This is a genomic window from Chitinophaga sp. ARDCPP14 (genome assembly GCF_051362515.1).
Classification (GTDB): Bacteria; Bacteroidota; Bacteroidia; order Chitinophagales; family Chitinophagaceae; genus Chitinophaga.
Window position 1 is genome coordinate 1 of the sequence record NZ_JBKIXB010000018.1, and the last position, 26,775, is coordinate 26,775.

17 protein-coding genes are annotated in these 26,775 nt (G+C 48.1%); 8 read left to right on the forward strand and 9 right to left on the reverse strand.

From position 1 onward, the window contains the following. Positions 1-125: 125 nt before the first annotated feature. Positions 126-1,223 carry an alkene reductase gene (locus ACLHR0_RS30680; protein WP_436491595.1) on the reverse strand — a complete coding sequence of 366 codons (1,098 nt, stop codon included), beginning with the start codon at positions 1,221-1,223 and terminating at the stop codon, positions 126-128. Next, the gene (locus ACLHR0_RS30685; RefSeq protein WP_436491596.1) at positions 1,210-2,331 is read right to left on the reverse strand and encodes an alkene reductase; all 1,122 of its coding nucleotides are present in this window, start codon (positions 2,329-2,331) and stop codon (positions 1,210-1,212) included. Before ACLHR0_RS30685 ends, ACLHR0_RS30680 begins: the two co-directional genes overlap by 14 nt. 93 nt (positions 2,332-2,424) lie before the next feature. Here ACLHR0_RS30685 and ACLHR0_RS30690 point away from each other — a divergent pair, with 93 nt between their 5' ends. After that, positions 2,425-3,363 carry a LysR family transcriptional regulator gene (locus ACLHR0_RS30690; RefSeq protein WP_429050661.1) on the forward strand — a complete coding sequence of 313 codons (939 nt, stop codon included), beginning with the start codon at positions 2,425-2,427 and terminating at the stop codon, positions 3,361-3,363. Here ACLHR0_RS30690 and ACLHR0_RS30695 read toward each other — a convergent pair. Beyond that, positions 3,328-4,437 carry a helix-turn-helix domain-containing protein gene (locus ACLHR0_RS30695; RefSeq protein ID WP_429050660.1) on the reverse strand — a complete coding sequence of 370 codons (1,110 nt, stop codon included), beginning with the start codon at positions 4,435-4,437 and terminating at the stop codon, positions 3,328-3,330. The genes ACLHR0_RS30690 and ACLHR0_RS30695 overlap by 36 nt on opposite strands. Before the next feature lie 45 nt (positions 4,438-4,482). Continuing rightward, entirely contained in the window at positions 4,483-4,644 is a 162-nt protein-coding gene (locus ACLHR0_RS30700) for a hypothetical protein (RefSeq protein ID WP_436491597.1), read from the reverse strand. A gap of 22 nt (positions 4,645-4,666) precedes the next feature. Between ACLHR0_RS30700 and ACLHR0_RS30705 the strand changes: the two genes are divergently transcribed. Together ACLHR0_RS30705 and ACLHR0_RS30710 are read left to right on the forward strand one after the other, a co-directional pair. Beyond that, positions 4,667-7,543 carry a TonB-dependent receptor gene (locus ACLHR0_RS30705; protein ID WP_436491598.1) on the forward strand — a complete coding sequence of 959 codons (2,877 nt, stop codon included), beginning with the start codon at positions 4,667-4,669 and terminating at the stop codon, positions 7,541-7,543. Positions 7,544-7,575: 32 nt separating this feature from the next. Further along, on the forward strand, positions 7,576-8,385 hold the full coding sequence (locus ACLHR0_RS30710; RefSeq protein WP_436491599.1) for a tyrosine-protein phosphatase: 810 nt from the start codon (positions 7,576-7,578) through the stop codon (positions 8,383-8,385). Between the two features lie 34 nt (positions 8,386-8,419). Here the strand turns inward: ACLHR0_RS30710 and ACLHR0_RS30715 are convergent, their stop codons facing one another. The 3 genes from ACLHR0_RS30715 to ACLHR0_RS30725 form a co-directional block, all read right to left on the reverse strand. Continuing rightward, a complete protein-coding gene (locus ACLHR0_RS30715) occupies positions 8,420-9,574 on the reverse strand; it encodes an MFS transporter (RefSeq protein WP_370908234.1) in 1,155 nt (384 codons plus the stop codon). 93 nt (positions 9,575-9,667) lie between these two features. Next, on the reverse strand, positions 9,668-11,104 hold the full coding sequence (locus ACLHR0_RS30720; RefSeq protein ID WP_436491600.1) for an AAA family ATPase: 1,437 nt from the start codon (positions 11,102-11,104) through the stop codon (positions 9,668-9,670). Positions 11,105-11,356: 252 nt separating this feature from the next. After that, the gene (locus ACLHR0_RS30725; protein ID WP_436491601.1) at positions 11,357-12,085 is read right to left on the reverse strand and encodes a porin family protein; all 729 of its coding nucleotides are present in this window, start codon (positions 12,083-12,085) and stop codon (positions 11,357-11,359) included. A gap of 519 nt (positions 12,086-12,604) precedes the next feature. Here ACLHR0_RS30725 and ACLHR0_RS30730 point away from each other — a divergent pair. From ACLHR0_RS30730 to ACLHR0_RS30750, 5 genes are all read left to right on the forward strand, one after another. Beyond that, positions 12,605-15,694: a SusC/RagA family TonB-linked outer membrane protein gene (locus ACLHR0_RS30730; protein WP_436491602.1), complete on the forward strand. Its 3,090-nt coding sequence runs from the start codon at positions 12,605-12,607 to the stop codon at positions 15,692-15,694. A gap of 21 nt (positions 15,695-15,715) precedes the next feature. Next, entirely contained in the window at positions 15,716-17,344 is a 1,629-nt protein-coding gene (locus ACLHR0_RS30735) for a RagB/SusD family nutrient uptake outer membrane protein (protein ID WP_436491603.1), read from the forward strand. Between the two features lie 9 nt (positions 17,345-17,353). After that, positions 17,354-18,538, forward strand: a complete 1,185-nt coding sequence (locus ACLHR0_RS30740) for a glycoside hydrolase family 130 protein (RefSeq protein WP_436491604.1) — start codon at positions 17,354-17,356, stop codon at positions 18,536-18,538. A 16-nt stretch (positions 18,539-18,554) separates the two neighbouring features. After that, the gene (locus ACLHR0_RS30745; RefSeq protein ID WP_436491605.1) at positions 18,555-19,652 is read left to right on the forward strand and encodes a glycoside hydrolase family 26 protein; all 1,098 of its coding nucleotides are present in this window, start codon (positions 18,555-18,557) and stop codon (positions 19,650-19,652) included. A 98-nt stretch (positions 19,653-19,750) separates the two neighbouring features. Further along, positions 19,751-21,826: a hypothetical protein gene (locus ACLHR0_RS30750; protein WP_436491606.1), complete on the forward strand. Its 2,076-nt coding sequence runs from the start codon at positions 19,751-19,753 to the stop codon at positions 21,824-21,826. Here the strand turns inward: ACLHR0_RS30750 and ACLHR0_RS30755 are convergent. Together ACLHR0_RS30755 and ACLHR0_RS30760 are read right to left on the reverse strand one after the other, a co-directional pair. Further along, positions 21,801-23,273, reverse strand: a complete 1,473-nt coding sequence (locus ACLHR0_RS30755; protein WP_429063160.1) for a rubredoxin — start codon at positions 23,271-23,273, stop codon at positions 21,801-21,803. The genes ACLHR0_RS30750 and ACLHR0_RS30755 overlap by 26 nt on opposite strands. Before the next feature lie 2 nt (positions 23,274-23,275). Further along, complete coding sequence (locus tag ACLHR0_RS30760) at positions 23,276-26,773, reverse strand: molybdopterin-dependent oxidoreductase (RefSeq protein ID WP_436491607.1); 3,498 nt, start codon at positions 26,771-26,773, stop codon at positions 23,276-23,278. Positions 26,774-26,775 lie beyond the last annotated feature (2 nt).

The following is a 26,775-nucleotide window of genomic DNA, read 5'->3' on the forward strand; positions in this document are numbered from 1 at the left end:
AATAACTTCTGGTGCGTAAACACTTACAACTTCCCTTTTTTTCAACTGCAAATTGTGGATAAAACCATCCTTAAAGCCTAAAATGAAAAAGCTGCCTCATTTATTTATGAGACAGCTTCTTCTTTTTATCGTGTTGCTTCGTACACCGGGTAATCTGTATACCCATGTGCGGCCCCTCCATAGTGTAAATTCCGTTCGGGTTTATTTAATGGCCAGTCGTTTTTTAGTCGGTCAGCGAGATCAGGGTTGGCAATAAAAGGTTCTCCCCATGCAGCCAGGTCGATGATGCCGTCAGTTAAGTACTGCTCCGCCTTTTCCCGGTTCATGCCACCTGCCAGTATGATCACGCCGTTGTATTGTTGTCTGAAACGTTCCAGGAAGCCGTCGGGTAAAGCAAAGCTGCCTCTCGATTGCTGGTCCATGATATGGATATAGGCGATGTTCCGCTTGCCGAGTTCAGTGGCCAGGTAGCTGTAAGTAGCCTCCAATTCATCATAGTGCGGCATTTCATGCAGGCCACCATACGGCGTAAGACGGATCGCTACTTTCCCCGCACCAATATTCGCAATGCACGCATCGATGGCTTCCAGTAAAAAGCGGCTGCGGTTAACGATGCTGCCGCCATATTCGTCGGTGCGGTTATTCACAAAAGGATTCAGGAACTGTTCAATCAGGTAACCATTGGCGCCGTGGAGTTCTACTCCGTCGAAGCCGGCTTTTACTGCATTGGCAGCGGCATTGGCAAAATCCTGTACCACTGCTTTTACACCTTCGGTAGTTAAGGCTACCGGAACAGCGCAGGGAACAAAAGCTTCCTGGCCGTTTTCATTGTAGGCCCATGCATGCGAGTTGGCAGCCTGGATGTTGGAAGCGCCTACAGGTGCAGCACCGCCAGGTTGATTGGTGGTATGCGACACGCGGCCCACATGCCACAACTGCGTGAATATTTTACTGCCTGCTGCGTGAACAGTGCTGGTAACCAGTTTCCAGCCTTCCACCTGCGCCGGTGTAAACAAACCGGGAATATGCAATACGCCCGATGCTGTAGGGGAGATGGAAGTGCCCTCCGTGATGATGAGTCCTGCGTTGGTACGTTGCCGGTAGTACAACGCATTCATTTCATTGGGTATTCCGTTAGGATTCCGTGCGCGTGTCATGGGCGCCATCACGATCCTGTTCTTTAATGTCAGGCCTTTGCCGGTATATGGTTCAAATAATAGCATGGGTTGTTTTTTTAATAATCGGATAATCGGTATAACCTGCCGCACTGCCACCAAAAAATTTCGACCTGTCAGGCTCATTCAGCGGCAACTGGTGTTGCAGGCGGTAAGGGAGATCGGGATTGGCAATAAAAGGGCGGCCAAAAGCGATGAGGTCTGCCCATCCTTTCTGCAGCGCTTCTTCCGCCCTGGCAACGGTATACTTGCCGGCGTAAATAAGGGTACCGGAGAAGGCTTCCCTGTAAGCTTCCTTAAAAGCCACCGGCATCACGGGTGCATTGTCCCAGTCGGCTTCCGCGATGTGGATATAGGCAATGCCTATGTCGTTCAATACCTTGGCTGCCGCGATATAAGTTTCTTCCGGATGATCGTCCATAGCGCCCATCAACGTGGTCAACGGGGCCTGGCGCACGCCTACACGGTGCTTTCCGATGGCATCTGCTACTGCGGTTACCACTTCTTTCAGGAAGCGCAAGCGGTTTTCCAGCGAACCGCCGTATTCATCTGTTCTGTGATTGGTTTGTGAATCGATGAACTGCTCAATCAGGTAGCCATTGGCGCCATGCAATTCCACCCCGTCGAAGCCAGCTGCCACCGCATTTTTGGCGGCTTGCGCAAAATCACTGATAATAGCCTGTATTTCGGCTTTGGTAAGCTCGCGGGGCATAGAGTGCTGGAGCATTTCCCCGGCGCCGTTTTCGGCTCCTTTTCCTGTGGGATCGGCAAATACTTTCACGCCTTCTGCCAGGATAGGGGAAGGCGCTACCGGCGCGGCGCCGTTTTCCTGTATGGAGATATGTGAAACCCGCCCCACATGCCACAACTGGGCGAAGATGAGGCCATTATTGGCATGCACGGCGTCTGTTACCTGTTTCCAGCCCGCTATTTGCTCCGGGCTGTAAATACCCGGGGTCCAGGCGTAGCCCTGGCCCTGGCGGCTGATTTGTGTGCCTTCTGATATCAGCAGGCCCGCCCCGGTACGCTGACTGTAATATTCTGCCATCAATGCGGTGGCTACATCGCCGCGGGCCGCTCTGGATCTGGTCATTGGCGGCATTACAATCCTGTTTTTCAGGTGAAGTCCGCCTAGCGTATATTCTGTAAAAAGCATCGTCTTCGTATTTTGATAAGGCAAAATTCTTCCAAAATTTATTATTATCATAATTATTTAACTTATACCTTTGTATCAGAAAAATGATATTATATGGGACTCAACCTGGAATGGCTCCGTACCTTCAAATCCATCTATGAACAGGGCACCCTCACCGGGGCGGCACAGGAGCTTTTTATTTCGCAACCAGGCGTAAGCCTGCACCTCAATTCCCTCGAGGCATATACCGGCTATAAATTATTTGATCGCTCGGCCAAAAAACTGGTGCCTACCGAAAGGGGAAAAGTGATCTATAATTTTATCGAGGAACCTTTACTCAAACTGGAAAATGCAGAACAGCTTTTTCATAAAAGTACCAGGGCCGACAGAGCCACCATCAGCATTGGTATGTGCTTTGAAACATTTCAATATACACTGGAGAAATATATTGCCACCCTGCCCTTTAACGTCATCATCAAATTCGGCGACTACCCGCAAATGATCAACGACCTCGATAAAGGATTGCTGGATCTTATTATCACACCGCAAAAAGGGGATCAGAAAAACCTGGAGTTTAAACCTTTTTCAAAAGAAAGAATTGTACTGGTGGCCGGTGGCAAAACAGATATCAAACCACTGAACGCTTTACTGAAGAAGAAAGATCTCAAAGCAGCGGAGAACTGGCTGAAAGAACAGCTGTGGTACAGCACCGCGGCGGACATGGAGCACCTGAAACGATTCTGGCAGTTCAACTTCCATCATCAAATGGATTTTAAACCCAACTACATTGTTCCGAATATCTGCTCTATTGTGCGCTGTCTCAGTGGAGAAACCGGTTTTTCAGTAGTACCCGACTTTTTGTGCGCCCGCGAAATTGAAACAGGCAGCATGAAACTGGCGTGGGAAGGAGAATCGATCATGGAAAATACCCTGTATTTCGGTACACGGAAGAAAACAATGTATGCGGCGGAAATAGATAAAGTACAACGGATATTTTCTACAGAACTATATAGTCCTTCAGTCGTGAATAGTTACGCTGGCAGCCACCAGTGATTTAATATATTCAGTAGGTGTAAGGCCGGTTATCTTTTTAAAATACTGGTTGAACGATGACTTGGCTTTAAAGCCGCAATCATACGCCAGTGTTAACACGTTCACCGGCAACGCTTTTTCATTCATGAAACGGATCTGTTCCATCGCCCGCCGGATACGCCATTCATTGATATACTGGTAAAACGACTTGCCGGCATAACTGTTCAGCGTTTCTGAAATATGATACTTGCTGATCCCGGCGCCCTGCGCGAGTTTATCGAGGTTCAGCTCCGCATCCGTAAATATTTTTGTTTTATGAAGATAAGCTTCCAGCGATTGTAACAGCAGCCGCTGCTCATCAGTACTGAGATGCATTTTGCGGGAAGGCAATACCTCCGCTGCTGGTCCGGCTATTACTTTCACCGGCTGCGTGCCCATGATCCCCACATACTTGTACCTGATAATCACCAGGCACACCACTAACAGTAAGGAATATACGATATCTCTGCAGATAATATTATACGAGCCATCCAGCATATGCGCCGATTGCGCGGTTTTAAATCCCAATGAAATAATACTGATAATGCCCAGCAGGTAACTGATACTGTTGATCAGCTTCTTCTCCTGCGGCATATCAGGTAATTGTTTCGCAATGCGGAGTGATAATACCGGAAACAGGAAACCCAACACCATCATCAGCCATGTGGTGGTTTCATTGTAGTAATACAATACAGCATGACCGGCATCCGCCGACCACATCAACACGCATACCACCGTAAGATAGCCCACCGCGCCAAGCATAAACGGCAGAAAAACATACCACCGCGAAGCAGGAATAAACGCGGTATCCCGCCGCTGACAGGCATATAAATACAGCAACGGACCGTAGCAAAAACCGATAAATGTATTCATCTGCGTACGCACTTCGGGGTCGTTCACAAATGAATAAATGCAAAACTTGATAGCGAGATGCGCAGCAATACTACACAGCAACAGGATCAGCAGAAAATCTGCTTTACTGCGCAACTTACTGCTGCCTAGTAAAGCAACTGCGGTAAGTGCCTGAAATGCTCCGATGGCAATAACATATATCATAGTGCGGATATGCACCGAAAGTATAAAACCAATATTACCGGAATGTTAAACCTGCTGCATCGGATGGCTGGTGATCCATTTGGTAATGATTTCGTAACACATGTTAATGTATTGGGTTTCAATAAAAGTGAGTACGTTTAAAACAGAAAATACGCCTACGCGTAGCAGTAGTTGGATGCGGTCGTAGTCATCATCAGCAAGCCTCACTTTTGTTGAAAAATACCTTCATATGGATCGCATTTTTATACCATTAAAACGCTCCCGTTACTGCACATTACTGGTTTTACTGGTAATGGCCGGCACGGCAAAGGCACAAACCATCAAGGGAATTATTAACGGCAGGGAAGGACACCTGCCCGGCGCTTCTGTACAAACCGCCGGAACCAGACAAGGCACCTCCACCGATCTGAATGGCGCCTTCACCATCAACCTACACACCACCGGTAAAGTAACATTGCTGGTATCTTATATAGGACACGAAACGCAACGACTGGAACTAACCGTAAAACCCGGTATCAACGACGCCGGTAATATCACGTTGTCGCCCACCGGCGGTAAACTGGGAGAAGTACTGGTAAAGGGAACCATGGCGCCTTCCACGGTGAAGGCCCTCAGCATTAAAAAGAATTCCCTCGCCATCATGGATGTAATCGCGGCCGATGCCATTGGTAAATTACCGGACCGCAATGCCGCCGAAGCGGTACAACGTGTACAGGGAGTGGCGGTAGCCCGCTATCATGGGGAAGCCGATGCCGCGACTGTGAGAGGTACGCCCTTCGCATGGACATCCACCCTTTTCAATGGCAGCCGCCTGCCAAGCGCCAACGTACTCGGTAACCGTAACTCGGTGCTGGACGCCGTGCCCTCAGAAATTATCCAGTATGTACAGGTGGCCAAAGCCATCACACCAGACATGGAAGGCGACGCCATTGGCGGTTCCATTAATTTCATCACCCGCATCGCCCCCGCTAAAAGAACACTCAATGTTAGCGCGGCAGGCGGTTACAATACTTTTTCAAAAGACGCTACCTACAACGCATCCCTGGTATACGGAGATCGCTTTTTTAAAGATAAACTGGGCGTCATGATTGCCGGCGCCATCTGGGACCGCCAGTGGGGAACAGATGCGTATGAAGTGGCCTACAATACCGGCCTGACCAATCCCGCACAACAAAAATCTATCAGCACCGTCATGCTGAAACGATATATGGGTAAGCGCCAGACCTATGGCGCCAACGTCGGACTTGAATATAAATTCAATTCCTCCAATAAAATATTCTTTCGTGGCCTGATGGATAAATTCAACGATATCCGCCCGGTATATGAATCCTATGTGGATTACAATAACAGCCGCTATCAGTACAACTACCGCTACTCTTATTACCAGACCGTACTCAACGGCGGTGAACTGGGGGGCGAACATCAGCTGTCTTCCAAAGTGAAAATGGACTGGACCGTCAGCGACTACTACACAAAATATTTCCTGGAAACACCGCCCACCAACAATAATAAAGGATTACCCATCGCTACTTTCCGTCAGAAAATAAACGGCGGGTTTAATAATCTTTCTGCAGATGGGAAACGGTACTGGGGTTTCGATTCACCGGAAGGTGTGGGCGGTGATCCGCTGCACTTTGATGCCGGCATCAAAAACAGCGGGGAAGTAATGGACCCGTCGAAACTCACTTTGCAGCAGTTAGTAATTGCGCAACTGGATACAAAAGAAGAAGATAAAACGGCACAGCTGAACTTCAAAGTGAGCGCCTCTTCGCGGGTAAACCTGAAGTTCGGCGCCAAATACCGGCATAAAGACCGCGCCGGTATGTATGGCTCCAACATCGTATATCTCCCCGGCGCTGCACTGGGCATTCCCAAATCGCCGGACCTGCTGCCGCTGAACACACTCCAGCGCACCGATTTTCCGGTACGTGGCGGCTTCTTCCAGGGACTGAAAGGTAACTATGATCAGTTCATGATAGATCCCATCACCAAACAACAGCTGTTTGATTTGTATGATACTGCCACCCTGCGGAAAAACGGCTTTGCCGACTACACTTCTAAAACCAATGCCACCAACATTTATACGGGTACAGAAAATGTAGCTGCCGCTTATGCCATGGCAGAAATCGATCTCACAGATAAATTAAAAATGATTGCCGGTGTCAGAAATGAATACACGGCATTTACATTGCATGGCTCCAAAGCCACTGCTGAAGGCACTCCAAAAGTAACCACCATTACACCGGCTACCGTCAAAAACAATTACAACGCGCTGCTGCCCATGATGCACCTGAAATACAGTATCAGCGACCAGGCAAACCTGCGCGCCGCTTATACCCGTACTTTCATCCGTCCAAATTTCACGGATCTAACCCCCGGCGAATCTGTGGACAACACCGGCTCCAACGTCACCATCACCAAAGGAAATCCTGATCTGAAGCCAACCTTCTCCAATAACTTCGACCTGATGGGCGAATACTATTTCAAAAATATTGGTCTCATTTCCGGTGGTGTTTTTTATAAACAGATCAGCAATGTAATTTTTGCCAATAAAAATTATTACACGGAGAATGGCGTGAACTATGTAGTGGCACAGGCAAAAAACCTGAACAATGCAACGCTCGCCGGGCTGGAAGCGGGTATCAACAAACGCTTCGATTTTTTACCGGGCATCCTCGGTGGATTGGGCGCTGAGCTGAACTACACGTTTATCAGTTCTTCGGTAGAAGTACCCAGAACCGTGAGCGGAAATAAGATCACCGATAAAACAAGTCTGCCTAACCAATCGCGTCACCTTTTTAACAGCATCCTCTTTTATGAACGCAATGGTCTTATGATCCGTATTGCAGGCAATTACCGTGGCGCATCTGTGGAAACGATCAACCAGCAGCTGGGTAAGGATTTTTATATCTGGACAGATAAGAACTTTACCGTAGATGCTTCCGCTACTGTAAACATCACCTCCAAAATACGGGTGTTTGCAGAGCTGAACAATATCACCAACGAACCACTGAAAACCTATATGGGTGACAAGCGCCGTGTTGCCGCCGAAGAATGGTATGGCAGTCGTGGTCAGGCTGGTATCCGGTGGGACATCATCAAATAACATCATCTCTCAAAAAAAATAACAAATACAATATGAAAAGAATAATGCTGGTACTGGCTATAGCCTTACCCATGGCAACCTTTGCCCAATTGGCCGATAGTGCACAAAGAGTTGTGCGCATGCAGGGAGCGGTTAACTTCCGCGATGTAGGCGGATATAAAACAACAGATGGTAAAGAAGTAGTGTGGGGTAAAGTATTCCGCTCTGCTGATGTAAGCCACCTGACAGACCAGGACCTCACCGTACTGGAGCAGAAACATATTCATACCGTCATAGATTTCCGTGGGGTAAAAGAAGCCGCTGCGGCGCCGGATCATTTGCTGCCAAAAACGGATTACCTGCTGTGCCCCGCCGGCAGCGATAGTTTGCCAGGTGCTGCACAAATGGGCGAAATTATTAAGAAGGGTAATTTCCTGGAGAAGTTTTACGGCAACACCCAATACCTGGGCGATCGTTATAAACCATTGTTTCAGAAACTGCTGGTGTTACCGGCCAATGAATCCATCATGTACCATTGCACCGGTGGCCGCGACAGAACCGGCATGGCTACCGCTTTGTTCCTTTATGCATTAGGTGTACCGCAACAAACAATTGAAGCCGACTTCACCGCCAGTAACGTATACCTGTTGCCCATGAATAAGCGGATGTTCCAGGGTATGCAAAAAAGTACAGGTATGGATGAAGAAACCATCCGTAAAGCACTGGAACTGAAACCGGAATTGCTGCACAGCCTTTTTAATGCCATTAAAGGCAAGTATGGCACGGTGGAAAATTTCTTTGAGAAAGAATTAGGTATCGGGGAAAAGGAGCGGGCGATCCTGAAAGAGAAGTACACTATTTAGCAGTAAAAGCGGAGGGATTTCCCTCCGCTTTTACTTATTCCTTCATTCCTTTTACAAGGGCCACAATCGCTAAGCCGCACATCGCCATAATGGCAAACGACCAGCGTAAACTGGTAGCCTGGGCCACTAATCCCACCAGTGGCGGCACTATCATAAATCCAAGATAGCCGATGGTGGAAATGGATGCCAGCGTTTGCCCGCTGTTGGTGCTCTTCGAGCGTCCTGCCAAACTAAATACGAGCGGCACTACACACGCTACGCCCAGTCCGGCAAAAATAAACCCGATACCGGCAGTAACCGGATAAGGCAGCAAAATAGCCAGCAATAACCCGCTGAGGATGAACCAGCCACTATACAGCAGCATTGATTTAATACCCAGCCTGTTGACGAGCCTGTCGCCGATAAAACGCCCGGTGGTCATGGCTACCATGTATATACCAAATGCAGCCACGGCAGTGGATTTAGTGCTGCCAACAATTTTTTCAAAGTATAGCCCGCTCCAGTCATACATGGTGTTCTCCGTAGCCATACACGCGAAGCAGATCAAAGAATATTTCAATAATGATTTATCAGGAAGCGCAAAGGCCGCTCTTTTTACTGTTTCCCTCACCGGTTGGTCCGGTAATGTTTTTGGATAATAATAGATAGTGAATACCAGTAATAAAACACTGATCATCAGCAAATGATAGGAAGGCGCCACGTTCATGGTCACCATCAGGTATCCAATAGCTGCCCCTGCGAAGCCCGCCACGCTCCAGATGCCGTGAAAGGTGGTCATAATAGATTGCGGGAACAGGTGCTGTACCTGTACCGCCTGCGAGTTCATGGAAAGGTTCAGCAGGTTACGGGCAGAGCCAAAACAAAATAATACCAGCGCCAGCTGCCAGATACTGGTGGTGAAACCAGGCAGGCTCAGTATCAGGTTAAACACCATCGCGCCAAATACCATGATCTTCCTGGCGCTGAATAGCCCCAGCAGCCTGCCGGTAATGGGCATTGTAAGCATCAGCCCGATAGGCAGGGCTAATAACACCAATCCGAACTGCGCCTCGTTTAAATGCAATTGTTGTTTGATAGAGGGTATCCTGGAAGCCCAGGAGGAGTAACCTAATCCGGAGATGAAAAAGAAGACGGAGATAGCGATGCGGTATTGCCTGGCATCGGTTTCATTTTGAATATTTGCTAACATGATCTGCGCTCACACACCTGTTTGTGGCATTTGACGACGCAAAATTAGGCAAATCCGGGGAGAAATGGCCTTGGAAATGCAGGGGATTGTATTTTACCGTTTAAACAAGTCTTCCATCGTTACTTCGTTCTGAATGATTCCTGTTTTATATACATTGTCTTTGGTACCGTAAGTAGTCACCATTGTAAGGAACAAAGTCTTTTTTGTACCCGTCTTTTCCTTAAAAACGTGCAATTTGTTTTCTAATTCAGTAGCATAGGATTTATCAATAGAAAATGTGGCATTTGAAAATTTCATTTCACAGACATTGATACAGCCGTCCTGCCTGTCAAGCAGCAAATCTATTTGGGCACCTTTTTCTTTTTTTTCAGGTGTTGATCTCCAGGCAGATTCTTCTGTATAGACACCGGAGATCCCCAAAGCATGTTTAATCTGGTTGGTGTGCTTCAGGCAAATACCTTCAAAGGCGCTACCGCTCCAGCTCTTCCATGACTGAGAGGTCGACAGTTTCATCCAGGTCCCCTTTCCTGTTGCCCTGGTATGCTCAATGAATTTGAGGTAGAATAAGCTGTATTCATCAATTAATTTATAAACCCCATCCCGTGTATTTTTTTGAAATGGCATATACATATTCACAAAAGCGGACTGGATCAGCTCATCAAGCAGCCTCGTTGTGGTACCACCAGTGTGCAGGTTACAGGCTTTAATGATCTCTTTTCTTGTTAAACCTGACGGCTTTGCCGCCAGTGCCTTTACAACTGTGATATGGCGGTCAGCCATTTCAAATAATGAGTGATACAGATTATTGAATTCACCTATAAGCAGTCCGTCCTTTGTGAAACACAGGCGGTCTATGGCCTGCGTGGCACTTTCCCCTCTTGTGATCTCCTTGAGGTAATGCGGTACTCCGCCAAAAGCCATATATATCTGCAATATTTGGTATGTATCCAGATTCACCGATTTACTGTGGAGATAAACCGATGTTTCATAAAGGGTAAAAGGTAGTAAACGGATTTTTTTTGTAATCCGGTTATGCAGTCCTCCTTTGTTATTAACAATTTTCTGAATCATCCATGATGCTGCGGAGCCACAGATAGCGACTATCAGTTGAGGTTGCTTTGATCCCCATGAATTCCAGAAATATTCAAATGCGGATAAAAAACCAGATTTGTGAGAACTTAGCCAGGGAAATTCATCAAAAAATATCACCTTCTTTTCCTTTCCCAGTAACGGTGTCGAAAATTTTATGAGCAGAAGAAATGCTTCCGTCCAGGTTTTCGGAACCGCAGGCGGTATGGGGGAATTTAATGCAATGGCAATACTGTTTCTGAAATTCTCCAGCTGTTGTTGAACAGAGGCATTATGTACGCCTGAGAATTCGCAAATGAGCTGTTTATGATAAAACTGCCGGATCAGGAAGGTTTTTCCTACCCTTCTTCTTCCATATACAGCAACAAGTTCTGCTTCTTTAGAAACTAACGTCTGCTGTAGTGTCTTTTTTTCGCTCTCCCTCCCGATCAGTTTTTCCATATTGAAATAGTTTAATGTTTTGATAGTTATGGCTGCAGATATATCTTTATCCGCAGCCATAACTATACAAATATACATACTTATGGCTGCAGATCAAAATATATCCGCAGCCATAACTGCTAAGATGCTGTTTTTTCCGCCAGGATGTGGGAGTGGCCGGGAGCCGCTGTTGCCTGTTTCTCCATGGCGGCTTTGAATGAAGCATTATCTCGGCAACAGGTACTTAAATACTGTTATCTCATTGATAAGAGATCACAACCGATACCCCACAGTAACAGATAAATTCCTGTTTTTATAATCCCGTTCGGAATAAGTAGCCTCCTCCTTAATCTCCCCGATATTTATCAAACCCGGCTCATAGTTTACCCCCAGAGAAAACCTTTTATATTCCACCCCCACACCGGAGCTTATCCCGAAATCCGTTCTTGATAAAGGGTGTCGTGTATCCCCGAATGTATCCGTTGAGGTTTTTTCATAATCGGTTTTCCCGGACGAGTGAACTGTTTTGTTCTTTGTTACCTCTTTTCCCCCGATACCATAAGCAATATAAGGTCCTGCATTTATAAACAGCCGGGTACTGGAAGTAAGCGGGAGTTTATACCCGATAAGAAGAGGCAACTGAAGATAAGTTTGATTGGTTATTATTTTGCTATAGGTGATCGGCGCATTGCCGCCGCCAATCCACCTTTCAGCACTTTCGTGTATGGTCCCTTTGACGGTGAGTGAAACACCGGATCGTAAATAAACCGCATCCGACAGGTTGTAGTCTGTAATAAATCCCACCTGGAATCCGGGCTTACTCTTTTTGTCTCCAATAATATAGTTCACTGTTTCATTGGCATTCGACAGGTTAAACCCGGCGTTTACTCCAAACGTGAAGGGTTTGTGTTGTGCAGTCACCTGAAGAACTGATAGTAGTATTACGCAGGTTGAAATAAGTAATTTTTGGACACTCATGCTACAGTATAAATTTATCTTCATCCGGGAATAGGTTTAAATCCAGCGCATTGTAAGCGCTGCGGAATAAAAGTAAATATTAAAAGTTCTTTTCCTGGAGAAAAAAAGGCGCTTCTTATCAAGGATGTTTTTCTTCCGCGTATGCTTAACATCATTATTTGATTGAAATAGTACAACATTTGGAAAAGAAAGTGTCATTAAAGTATTTTATACGTCCGTACTTTTAGTGTCCTGATAACACTCGTACGAACGTTATGAACAAAACTACTTTTACAAGCAGTACTTACGGGACTTCCAGCCTTCTTTGCCAAAGAAAAAAGCAATCCGGATCAGCACTGCATCATTTGATATTATATCAGCTGGGCTTAACAGGTATTACAGGTAAGCATAAGCTGCGGATTAAAAAAGTACCGGTTTAAACATCTCCTGAGTCAGCCAGCAACCAAGTCATTATTCACATATAAAAACAGTTCACCGGAAACACCCGTTTCCGGAAAGGGAATCTTTTTGCCTATCTGTACTACACAATTTAATATGACCGTTATGAAACGATGCCTTCTTTTTATTTTCTTTCTCACGCTGATAGTACCACTGGGTACTTATGCACAACAGCAAACAGTAACAGGAGTGGTACGGGATGCCACCACCGGCATAGCTTTGCCGGGCGTAAGCGTACAGGTGACCGGCACTACTGCCGGCGCGGTAACAGATGCCACTGGTAAATACCAGTTGAATATCCCCGCTAATGGCACGCAGCTCAGCTTTACTTTCATGGGATACCTGGCCAAACAGGAAACCCTTGCTGGTCGCCATACGATCGACATTCAACTGCAACCGGATACCAAAGCGCTTGGTGAAGTCATCGTGGTAGGATATGGTACGCAACGCAAATCCGATCTTACTTCTTCTATTACCAAAGTAGATCTTGCCGGTGTAAAAAGCGCACCGGTAACGGGCGTGGAACAGGCATTACAGGGCCGTGCAGCCGGTGTAACTGTTACGTCTGCATCCGGCGTCCCCGGCTCACCGGTAATGGTCCGCATCCGTGGAATAGGAACGGTAAATAATAACGACCCTCTCTACGTGGTAGACGGTGTGCCGGTAAGTGGTATGAACTATCTCAACCCTGCTGACATAGAAAGCATGGAAATCCTGAAAGATGCTTCTGCTACCGCCATCTATGGCTCCCGCGCTGCCAACGGCGTTGTGCTCATCACCACCCGGAAAGGTAAAGCCGGTAAATCACAGATCACGCTGGATGCATATTATGGTCTCAACAGTCCGTGGAAAGATTATAAACCAGCCGGCCGCGATGAATACCTCTACATGGTAAAAAATGTGTACGGCGAAACTACCGATCAGTATAAAGATGCACTGGCACAGTATAATAAAGGATATAATACTAACTGGTGGAAAGAAACGGTGAAGAAGAACGCCCCTGTGCAAAGCTATAACCTCGGTGTATACGGTGGCACCGACAAAGTAACCTATGCCATCAGCGGCGGGTACTTCGATCAGAAAGGTATCATCGATCCCTCTGATTTTAACCGCATCTCTTTCCGCGCCAACACTTCTGCGAAAGCAAAAGAATGGCTTACTATCGGTCAAAACCTCAGCATCTCCAACGAACAAACAAATGTAATCGGTGATGAAATCCCCGGTATCATGGGCAACATCATTCCCTACGATCCGCTGATCCCCGTGCTGGACCCATCAAAAGACCAGAGCGATCCATACAGCAAATGGGCTACCTCTGCCACCGTATTCGGCAGCAGCCCTAAAGCCATCCTGGCAAGGGAAGTAGGCAAACGAAATACACTGCGGATGGTAGGAGATGTTTTCGCCAACGTAAACATCCTCAAAAGCCTCGTGTTTACTACCCGCTTCGGATTGAACATTTCCCGCGCAGATGAATGGACTTTCAGCCCTACTTATTATATGAAGCCGAGCGACCTGCTGGAAACGCCGCAGGCCAATTCTTCAAAGGCATCTAATAATTATTACAACTGGACAAACACGTTGAACTGGACGGAGACATTCGGCCAGCATCGCCTGAATGTACTGGCAGGTATCAGCGCGGAACGCAGCCGTGACACCTATCTTAATGGCAGCAAACAAGGCCAGCTGGGCAACGAAGAAAACTACTGGTTCCTCGATGCCGGTAACATGAACGACAAAAGCGGTGGCGGCGCAGCGCGCTGGTCGCTGATGTCACAGTTTGCACGTGCCAACTACAGCTACGCCGATAAATATTTGTTCTCCGCAAGTGTGCGCCGCGATGGCTCCTCTAACTTCGGTACAGATAAACAGTTTGGTGTTTTCCCCGCCGTTTCCGGTGGCTGGGTGATCAGCAGGGAACAGTTTTTTGAAGATATGGACCTTGCCTGGCTGACCAATGTAAAGTTGCGCGCAGGATGGGGACAAGTAGGTAACCAGAACATTCCCAACGGCGCCTACACCACGTTTGTAGCCAACAGCCTGGGTCGTAACTACCTGCTTGGTAACGGTACATCCGTGGTAATGCCGGGCTACTCTATGGATAATCTTGGCAACGGGAATATCAAATGGGAAACAGCGGAGCAGTCGAACGTAGGACTGGAACTCGGATTATTTAAAAACAGCCTGAAAATTGAAGCGGAATATTTTAACCGCAAAACAAGGGATATGCTCATCGCTATGCCAACTGCCTCCATGTTTGGCGTGCCTTATCCCTGGGTGAATGCCGGTAATGTAAGCAACAAAGGCTTTGAGCTTTCTGCGAATTATGAAGGCGATGCTGGTGCAATACACTATGCTGTTGGTGGTAATATTTCTACCTATAAAAATGAAGTGCTGAGCCTCGGCGGTGGTCAGCCATATGTGGAAGACGTAGGCTGGCAACTGCGTGTACTCAGTTTCTCCAGAACAGCAGAAGGCCATCCCATCGGTGAATTCTATGGCTGGAAAACAGATGGTGTCTTCCAGTCGCAGGCTGATGTGGACAACTACAAGAGCAGCAAAGGCGAGGTAATCCAGCCCAATGCAGGCCCCGGCGATTTCCGCTTCAAAGACCTGAACGGCGACGGCGTGATCAACGATGCAGATAAAACCGCCATCGGCAGCCCGCACCCCAAATTTACATACGGTGCCAATATCAACCTGTCGTACAAAGCATTTGACTTTTCGCTTTTCCTGCAAGGCGTTTCCGGAAATAAACTGTTCAATGCCACCAAATATTTAACAAAGCATCCGCTTGGCTTTAACAACGTGGAGGCCGGCGCTGCCTACAATGCCTGGACACCGGAAAATCACTCCAACGAATATCCGAAAATGTCGGTGAACGATCCGAACGATAACTACCGCGCATCCGACTGGTATGTGGAAAACGGCAGCTACCTGCGCATCAAAAATATCCAGCTGGGATACACGCTGCCGGAAGCATTGATCAAACGCATGGGACTACAACAGTTACGGATATACGTAGCTGCACAAAACCTGTTCACCTTCACAAAGTATACCGGTCTGGATCCTGAAGTAGGCGCTTACCAGTTAAACAGCAGCGACCAGAATAAAATGTCGCGTTTGATGGGGGTGGATAACTACACTTATCCACAAGTGCGCACGATGCAGGTAGGTGCAAGTTTGAAATTCTAATAACTTTTTAACTGACAAGAAATGAAAAGGCTGATATATATAGCATTACCGGCAGCACTCTTACTGGGCAGCTGTTCAAAAGATTTTATCAAAGGCGACGTGCCCGCCAAAACAGACGTCAACCAGTTCTATAGCAATGCAAAGGAAGTAAACATGGGCCTGATGGACGCCTATGATGCTTTCCAGGAAGAAGAATCACAACTGGCCCGCTTCGTATATGGCGATATGGCCAGCGACGACGCCCTGAAAGGCGGTGAAACCATTGGCGACGGCCCGGATATGGAAGCCCTGGTGGAATGCCGGCCACTGTCTACCAACGACTGGTCCTATAAGCTGTGGACACAATGTTACAAAGCCGTCACGAAAGCAAATATCCTGGTGGAGAGTATTGATACCAAAGCGGATTTTAAAGGAGATGAAACCACGAAGAACCGCTACCGCGCAGAAGCACAGTTCCTCCGCGCCCTGGGCTACTATTACCTGGCAATGGCCTACGGCGATGTGCCCCTGTTCACCAACGGCGTTACCAACTACACACAGGTAGATCCGAAAATGATGATCAGGAAACCGGTGGCAGATGTATGGGCGCAGGTGGAAAAAGACCTGACGGAAGCTATTCCCGCACTTTATACAAAACAAACCATTCCTTCTTCGGAGTTGGGGCGTGCTACGAAAGGCGCCGCACAGGCTATTCTCGCAAAGTCACTGATGTTTCAGAAGAAGTATGATGCAGCCGTGCCGGTATTATCAGACCTGGTAAAGAACGGAGGCTACCAGCTGTCGCCAACTTTCAATTCGCTGTGGCGTCCGGGTACGGGCGATTTCAACGCCGAAAATATTTTTGAAATCAACTATACCAATACCTGGAACTGGTCCAGCGATGGAGAAGGCGCTATCCGCAATGTATACGAATCATCCCGCAACACCTGGGGCTGGGGCTTTAACCAGCCAACACAAGACCTGGCCAATGAGTTTGAAGCAGGGGACCCACGTATCATTTATACGCTTACCTATTCCAAAGATATTTTCCAGGCAAAAACACCTGCGGAACAGGTGGAAGAAAAGAATTCCATCAACAACGTATATCAGTACCATTCCTATAAAGTGATGATGTTGCAGGCCGAACGCGACGGCATGACCACCGGCGGCGCCGGCATGAACGAAAAAATTGTCCGCCTGGCAGATATGTACCTGTTGTATGCAGAAGCACTCGTGCGGTCAACTGCCGCTAAAGATGTAAATACCGCCGTATTTTATCTCAACGAAATACGCAAACGTGCCAACAACACACCTAAAGCCGACCCGGTGCGTGTAAAGCAACAATTTACCGTTGCTGCCAACACCTTGCCGATGCGCGTGTATACCAGCGATGTACAACTGCTGAAAGATATTGCGCATGAACGCCGCGTAGAGCTGGGCATGGAAGGCGTTCGTCTGTGGGACCTTATCCGTACAGATAATACCGTTGCACTGGATGCTTACTACAAAAAATGGGGCGCCAACGGATATGAAGCAAGGGGCGATCTGAAAGGAAAATTCTATGGTACCTGGATCAGCAAATTTGCCGGTGGTAAATATCCGACCTTCCCCATTCCTCAAAAAGAAATTGACCTGTCGCAGGGCAACCTGAAGCAGACCAGTGGATATTAAATCATGTTTATGGAGTATACAATGAAAAACACAGCCCTGCAGGTAGAACAGCTGCAGGCACAATATGAGCAACTGGTACGACGCACCAATGAACCTGCGGGTACATACAATGGTATTTATGACAGGTATAAGTATCCCGTACTAACGGCAGCGCATATACCTTATTTCTGGAAATTTGACCTGAATCCGGATACCAATCCATTCCTGCAGGAACGTATCGGCATCAACGCGGTGTTCAATGCCGGCGCTATCCGGCTGAATGATAAGTTTTACCTCGTGGCCAGGGTGGAAGGCAGCGACCGTAAATCTTTCTTTGCCGTAGCTGAAAGTCCAAACGGTATCGATCACTTCCGCTTCTGGGATTATCCCGTTGAGCTGCCACAGGTGGCCGACCAGGAAACCAACGTATACGATATGCGTTTAACACAGCATGAAGACGGGTGGATCTATGGACTGTTTTGCGTGGAACGCAGGGATCCGGCTGCAGCACCGGGCGATCAATCCGCTGCGGTGGCGCAATGCGGCATTGTCCGCACCAAAGATCTCCGCTCCTGGCAGCGGTTGCCGGATCTGCAAACACCTTCCCCGCAACAACGGAATGTAGTGCTGCATCCGGAATTTGTAAACGGCAAATACGCTTTTTATACCCGTCCGCAGGATGGATTTATTGAAGCCGGAAATGGCGGTGGCATCGGCTTCGGACTGGCAGACGATATTACCAACGCTGTTATTCACGAAGAACAACTGCTGGATAAAAAAGTATACCACACCGTATATGAAGCAAAGAACGGTTTGGGACCAGCGCCTATTAAAACAAGTAAAGGCTGGTTACATTTAGCCCATGGCGTTCGCAACACCGCCGCAGGCCTGCGTTACACACTCTATGTATTTATCACCTCGCTGGAAGAACCCACCGAGGTAATACATAAACCTGCCGGCTATTTCATGGCGCCGGAAGGCGAGGAGCGTGTGGGAGACGTATCCAACGTTTTATTTTCCAACGGTTGGGTAACAGACGAAGAAGGAAATATCTTTGTATATTATGCTTCGTCAGATACGCGTATGCACGTTGCCGTTACCACGGTGGATAAAATGCTGGACTACGCCATCAATACACCGGCAGATGGTTTTACGTCCGATAGTACCGTACAACGTATATGCGAACAGGTGAGTAAGAACCAGTCATTTCTGTAATGTTTAAATGAACAACATGAAGTTAAGAACCATCATCACTGCTGCATTGATGGGCGCCATACCGGCGCTCGCCCAGCAGCAGCCTGTCGATAAAAAGGCTACACCGGAAACCAGGCAGCTGCTGCATAACATGTCGGCGCTGCTGGATAAGGGCGTCATCCTCGGCCACCAGGACGACCTGGCCTACGGCATGCAATGGGCCTACAAAACAGACGAGTCTGATGTGAAAAGGTTAACGGGGCAGTACCCCGGCGTGTTCGGTTGGGAACTGGGTCGTCTGGAGAAAGACAGCACCCATAACCTGGACGGTGTTCCTTTCGATTCTATTGTGGTATATATGAAATGGGTATACGAAAACGGCGGCATCAATACTTTCAGCTGGCATTTCAACGACCCGGTTACAAAAGCCACCGCCTGGAGTACTGATCCGAACACGGTGAAAAGTATTATCCCCGGTGGTGCGCATCACGCGGCTTACAAAGCTTACCTGGATAAACTGGCCGTTTATCTTCATAAAATAAAAAATAATAAGGGAAAAGAAATTCCTTTATTGTTCCGTCCGTTTCATGAACATACCGGTAACTGGTTCTGGTGGGGCAAATCGTCCTGCACACCGGAAGAATTTAAAGCCATCTGGCAGTTCACCGTCAACTACCTGCGCGATGTGAAACAATTGCATAACCTGCTGTATGCTTATTCCGCCGCGGATTTTGCTACAGAAAAAGAATACCTGGAACGCTATCCCGGTGATGCCTATGTGGATGTGCTGGGCTTTGATGCTTATTGTAATAAAGACGTAGCCTATTTTGTAAAAGATCTTAACAACCGGTTAAGTATCCTTCAGCAAATAGCCGCCAAACACCACAAAGTGCCGGCACTCACCGAAGTGGGTAACATCAATACGCCACAGGCGGAGTGGTGGACAAAAACATTCCTGCCCGTACTGGAAAAGTATAAGATGTCTTATGCGCTCTTCTGGCGCAATGGACCAAAGGAAGGCGCTTTCATACCTTACGAAGGTCAGGTGAGCGCAGCAGATTTTATTAAGTTTGCCACACAACCGCCGGTGATTTTACTGAACCAGTTACAAACCACCGCTGTTTATAAAAAATAGCAGGTTGTTTTCAGGACAATTATATATTTTGTAGGGGAGAGATGATTACCGTGGAGGTAATGATTTCTCCCTTTTCTGTATTTAAATGTCCACGTGTTATGTCCTTCTTTAAATATATTATCAGCTGTTGCTTTCTTTACCTGCCTGTAGCGGCGCAGGTACCGGTTGACCTCCATGCGTACAAGCCCTCTGGCGAAGTAAAGGTAAGCGTAGCAGATCAACAGCTCACCGCTGTGTGGAATGCCGGCGCTAATACACAAGCGCGTATTGTACTGAACATGGAACAGCAAAACCCGCTTATTCACAGCCTCAGCTGGAACACCGGTAAAAAAGAATGGCAGCAGGTGGCATCCGGTTTGCAACCGGTATTTTTCCTTACCACCGGTAAACGCGACCTGGTTTCACAAAACGGATGGAATATCTTCTTTGATAAAACGGATAAATTACCACGTACTACTTACCCGGTACAGTTGCAGAAAGACAGTGTAACCGTTATTACAGATGGCTCCCGCACGGTATTGCGGGTGGCAGGTGCTACGGCCGGTCCGTTTAATGGCGTGGTGGAAATAACCCTTTACAACGGCAGCGGGCTAATGAATGTAGCCGCCGTGATGACCACCCAAAAAGATTCCACCGCGATATTATACGATGCCGGACTAACGGCCACGGATATACCCTGGCAGCAAATTCAATGGTCCGATCCCAAAGGCGTGATGAAGTCAGTGCCGGCAGTAGCGGGCACACAAAATACCAACGTCGCCGTTAAATACCGCACCATCATCGGTGAAAGCAAAGCCGGCAGCCTGGCGTTGTTCCCCGCGCCGCACCAGTTCTTTTACCCGCTGGATAATTGCTTCAACCAGTCCTTCACCTGGTACGGAAATAATTATAATAAAGATGCACCCGGCTATGGTATCGGTATCCGGCAGGAACCGGCAGGAGATAAAAGATGGGTGCCCTGGTTTAACGCGCCTCCAGGCACGGCGCAGCGCCTTCATTTCTTTTGTTTGCTCAGTAACACCCCAGCAGGGCAAACGCTGCAGTATGTTCGCCGTTATACTCACAGTGACGTCTATACGCCGCTTCCCGGATACTATACGATGAGCAGCCATTTTCACCAGGAGCATACCGCCGATGTGTTAAATAAGCTGCCGATGCCCGAAATTCCGGCTTTCATAAAAGCTTTTCGTGAAACGGGTGTGAATATTGTCCACCTGGGCGAATTCCATGGCCCCGGCCATCCGCGTGGTCCGGAAGGTGAACGCTTCCTGGAACAGCAAACACTATTCAAAGAGTGCGAGCGATTGTCTGCCGGAAATTTTTTACTGCTCCCGGGTGAAGAGCCCAACAACTTCTTCGGTGGCCATTGGATGAACATCTTTCCCAAACCGGTTTATTGGGTGATGGATCGTAAACGGGCACAGCCTTTTGTAACCAATGATCCAACTTACGGGAAAGTATATCGTGTAGGCAATAAAGAAGAAATGCTGCAACTGCTGCAAACGGAAAAAGGCATGGCCTGGACTGCCCACGCACGCACCAAAGGGTCAACCGGGTTCCCTGATAAATATAAGGAAGAAGCATTTTTTACCTCGCCCCAGTTTATGGGCGCCGCCTGGAAGGCTTTGCCCGGTGATCTTTCACAGCCTTATCTCGGCAAGCGGGCACTGGATCTGCTCGATGATATGGCCAACTGGGGCCTGCACAAAACAATGATTGCAGAAGCAGATCTTTTCCGTATCACGCCGGAAGATGAACTGTACGGACACCTCAACGTAAACTATCTTCAATTGGATCGGTTGCCTGCTTTTAAAGAGGGTTGGCAGCCTGTGCTGGATGCCATGCAGCAGGGAAAGTTTTTTGTAACCACCGGTGAAATACTGGTACCCGCTTTTACGGTAAATGGGAAATCTTCCGGCAATACCATCGCCGCTGCAGAGAAGGGAACTGTGAAAGTAACTGCCAGCTGGACTTTCCCGCTTAACTATGCGGTAATCATCTCAGGTGATGGAAAAGAGGTTTACCGGGAAAAAATTTCACTGCATCAGACACATTCTTTCGGGTCCACTACATTTACATTTAATACCAACCTGGAAAACCGTAAATGGGTGCGGTTTGAATTATGGGACGTTGCCGCCAACGGCGCATTTACACAGTGTGTGTGGATAAAGTAGCGGGATGTAAATCCGCTTCGTTGATCGCTTTAAATTCGTCTAACGGGGATGAACATACGGAACAGCAATAATCTTCCGGTAACTCACTGAAGGCAGTACCCTCAGGGATTTGCTGTTCCGGATCACCGGCATCATCATCATACACCGTTAAGCACACCTGGCATTGATGTACTACCCGTTCAACAGCGGCAACAGGCGCCAGCGATTGCTGCTCGGTTACATAATGCTGTAATACATCCGCCTCGCTTTCCCGTTCGTAAAAAGTTCTGCACAGCGCTACAATGTAAGGCCCCAGGTGCTCTTTGGAAACACCTTCGCGGTATAACAACAACTGCGCGGAGTTGGCGTTGTAACCGGCCGTATACAGAATGTCGTAACGCTGCATATACTTCAGCTTGCTGCCATGCTTGTTTTCCTGCTTACGGATCACCACCGTTCCAAAAAGACTTGCCGGCCGGTTAATCCTTACACTGAAGCACAAACCATAGGTGCGTACATCGGCCGTATCAAAGTAACGGATGATATGACGTTTCAGCACAAGCCCGTCTTCACAGTTGTCTTCCACCTGCCAGTTTAATTCATTCGCCGCATGGCGCACATTGATACCATATTTCCCCAACACATAATCCCAGAGCTTACGGTGAGCCGGTTCAATATTTTTTATGATCAGCGACTTCCACGGTGTGGCATACAATTGCCCGATGCGTGTTTCCAGGCAAATGGTACATACTTCTTTCAAAAAAGCTATCGGGAAATCTTCATCCCGCCGGTAAATACCTAACCAGTAACTATTTTCGAACTTATTAAAACCTTCGTAGTATGGTAAATGGAAAGCCGGCAGATCAGGTTCCTTCTCCTTCGGGCGGCCAATATAGCTCGCTACCTGTTTCACCTGCTGGTACACTTCCTCCGGGGTATCGCCTTCGTTGATACTCTGCTCCAGTTGCTTGCTCATGGCAGCAATGTTATTGGTATAGATCAGCTCCGGCCAGGCGTACAGCTGCTGGCTTCCCGGCATGCGGATATACAGGTACCAGTAATGCAGGCTGCCTGAAGAGATCCAGTTGATATGCCCGGTGAACAACGGTACAAATGTTTGCTGACTATCGCAGATATTGATTTTCAGTGTGGGCGTATAGTCGAAGCCGTTAAATACATCTTTATAAATTCCTTCACTCAGCCAGCTGTCGTGGATAAAGATGCCGGCAGCAGGGTAGGAGCTCATGATATTAGGCTGGTCTGCTATGGGCAACTGTTTATCTGCGCAGTTCTTCTTAAAGGCCGCTAAATTTTTATCCGGTATATCCACCAGTAATTGTTGCCGTAAGCCAAAGCGCACATGCGTAGCCTGCGCTGCTGCAGCTGTTTCCAGCAGCTCCAGCAGGTATCCCGGTGAAATAATGCCACCGGTGAAATTAACGGGTAAAGTATGCGTGTGTTTAGCCATAATTATACAAGTGCTGCCACGGTTTTCTGAATCGATTTTTCCAGCAGGGTCTTTATTTCTGATTTGCAGCTGCCACAGCCCAAACCGGCGCCGGAGGCCTGGCAAAGCTGTTGCAGGTTATCGCAACCTCCTGCTATCTTCTCCGTAATATTTCCTTCGCCCACATTGCCGCAGGAACATACCAGCCTGCCAATTACCGGTGTTCCTTTCTTACCTGAACGAAGTAACTCCAGCCGCTTATCTGATAACTCAATCTTTTGCTGGATCAGATCCCTGAATTCTGCAAACTCCGATTTGTCGCCAATCAGGATGGCGCCCACCAGCCGGTCCTGGTGAATAATACATTTCTTATAATAACGTTTCGCCTTGTCAATAAAAACAACCTCTTCATAAGCCGGGTCTTTCGGTGTTTCTACCATACCAAGCGAACAAAGATCAGTGCCATGCATCTTCAGGATGTTCATAAACAGGGAACCCTGGTAATAATTGCTGATGTCGCCGTTAAGATAACGGGCCACTACTTCCGCCTGCTGCTCTGCAGCGGCAGTGATGCCGTACAAGGTGCCATTGAAAGCAGCAATCTCGCCAATAGCATAAATTTCCGGATCACTGGTCTGAAGATATTCATTCACCACTACACCGCGGTTGCACTCCAGTTGCGCCGCCTGGGCCAGTTCTATATTAGGCACCGTTCCTATAGACATTACCACCGCCTGGCAGGGAATGTACAAACCACTTTTCAGCTGGATGCCTTCCAGTTGATCCTGCCCGGAGAAACGGTTAATTTCATCATTGTAATAAATCTCAATACCCCTGTCGGTAAGTTCTTCATAAAGAAGCTGCCCGCCCAGTGTATCCAGTTGGCGGTCCATTAACCGGGAAGTGCGTTGTATAACGCCAACGTCTATATTAATTTCTTTGAGAGATGCTGCCAGCTCTATCCCCAATAATCCACCTCCTGCTATCATTACTTTCCCTTTGGAAGGATCTATATGTTGTTTGAAGGCATCTGCATCCATCCGCGTGCGCATGGTGAAAATGCCGGGGATGGGCGGAATATCCCGCAGCGTGGCTGCCCGGCTGCCGGTGGCCATCAGCAGGATATCATACGTATGTACTTTCCCGTTACTGTCGGTGAGCAACTTATTGGTACGGTCGATATGCGTAATACTGACGCCCCTGTGCAAGGTAATATTATAGGCTTTTTCTTCTGCACGGGTCATCTTCACCAGCTGTTTCCATTGCTGGGTACCGCTGATATAATCCGGAAGCATTACCCGGTTGTAAAACGGCAGGTCCTCTTTACTGAACACCACTATTTCATCTGAAGTGTTTAGTTCCCGGTACGACTTTACAAATCCGCAGGCGCCGGCCCCGGCGCCTATTACCACAATTTTTTGTACCGGCTTCCGGTAGCGTGCTACCTGTACCGCCGCATATTTAAAATCCGGCTGTTTGGAAATCGGATCAAGCAGTGGACTAGTCAGGTTATTGGCGCGGTGAAGATCGTTTTGAAGGATTTTTCCCCAGTGCATCGGGAGGAAGACAACTCCTTTTTTGATGGTGGTGCTAAGCTGGGCTTTCACCCGTACCGTACCGCGTTCATTGGTAACGGTAACAATATCGTCTGCCGAAATGCCACGTTGCCGCGCATCTTCGGGATGTATTTCAAGGAAGGAGGAGGAAATATGCTGCTTCAGCTTACTTACCTTACCTGTTTTACTCATGGTATGCCACTGGTCGCGTATGCGGCCGGTAGTCAGTATCAGCGGCAGCTCATGGCTGAGCGGCTCTGACCTGTTGTCATCGTCAAAACTATGTATCACCGCCTTTTCATCAGGGGTGTAAAACCGGTGGTCGCGGAACAGGCGCGGCGTGCCGTTGCCCGATTGATAGGGCCACTGCACGCTGCGCTGCGCCTTTATAATATCATAGTTCAGTTCACTTACATCAATATTGGTACCGGCAGTAAGCCGGCAATGTTCGTCGTATATTTCTGATACATTCGTATAGTCGAACCCGTGATACCCCATTTTTTGCGCAAAGCGGCAAATAATTTCGGCATCCGGCAACGCTTCGCCAGGTGCATCATTTACTTTGGAGAGATAACTGATGCGGCGTTCTGCATTGGTCATGGTGCCTTCTTTTTCCGTCCAGGCTGCGGCGGGCAATACTACATCTGCATAGCGCAATGTTTCCGGTTTGCTGGAAATTTCCTGCACCACTACGTACTTTGCCTTTTGCAGTGCTGCTTCGGCAAAGCGGGCGTCGGGTAAACTCACCAGCGGATTGGTACACATGATCCATATGGCTTTCAACCGTCCGTCGTTCAGTGCGGTGAACATCTCGGTGGCAGTAAGGCCCGGCTTATCAGAAAGCTCTGTGCCTCCCCAGAAAGCCTGTACCTCTTTGCGGTGCGCCGGGTTGTTCAGTACCCGGTGGGCAGGCAGGAGATTGGATAAACCGCCCACTTCGCGGCCGCCCATTGCGTTGGGCTGACCGGTCAGGGAAAAAGGACCGCTGCCGGGCTTGCCGATATGCCCGGTGATCAGGTGCAGGTTAATAAGACTAAGATTTTTATGCACACCCACCGAGCTTTGGTTCAGCCCCATTGTCCAGAAGGTCATGAAACCAGTGGCATTGCCAATGTAATCTGCTGCCCGGTGAATATCTTCTGCTGCAACACCGCAAATGGCCGCCGCTTCTTCTATGGTGCGTTCCATCACGGTATCCTTGTACTTATCAAAACCATTGGTATGCGCTTCTACAAAGGAGCTGTCCGTAAAGCCGGCAGTGATGAGCGCCCTGCCTATGGCATGATGCAATACAATATCGGTACCCGGGTTCACCTGCAGGTGCAGATCGGCGAGCGCACAGCTCTGTGTAACCCTCGGATCACTTACAATGATCTTCATGGCGGGGTTGGCTGCCTTCGCAGCTTCTACCCTGCGCCATAAAATAGGATGGCACCAGGCTGGATTAGCACCTGCCACAAAGATGCAGTCGGCCTGCTCTATATCATCATAGGTGCCAGGCACTGCATCTTCTCCCAAAGCCATTTTATAAGCAGCTACTGCACTGCTCATACACAACCGCGAATTGGTATCTATATTGTTGCTGCCAATAAATCCTTTGATTAGCTTATTTACTACATAGTATTCTTCTGTAAGGCATTGCCCGGATGCGTAGAAGGCTACGGCATCCGGACCATGTTTTTTGATGATGGCTGCAAATACAGCAGCAGTTCTTTCCAATGCCTGGTCCCATGTAACCCTTTGCCGTGGAAGGTTACGGTGATACCGCATTTCAGGATACAACAACCTGTCTGATGTATCCATCACGGTATAATGCAGGTTCATACCTTTGGAACAAAGCATGCCCTTGTTAACCGGGTGTGTTTTATCACCTTCCACATGCAGCTTGCCCTGCCGGTCTTTATGTACCACTATTCCACAGCCTACGCCGCAGTAACAACAGGTGGTTTTGAATGATGCTTGCATGC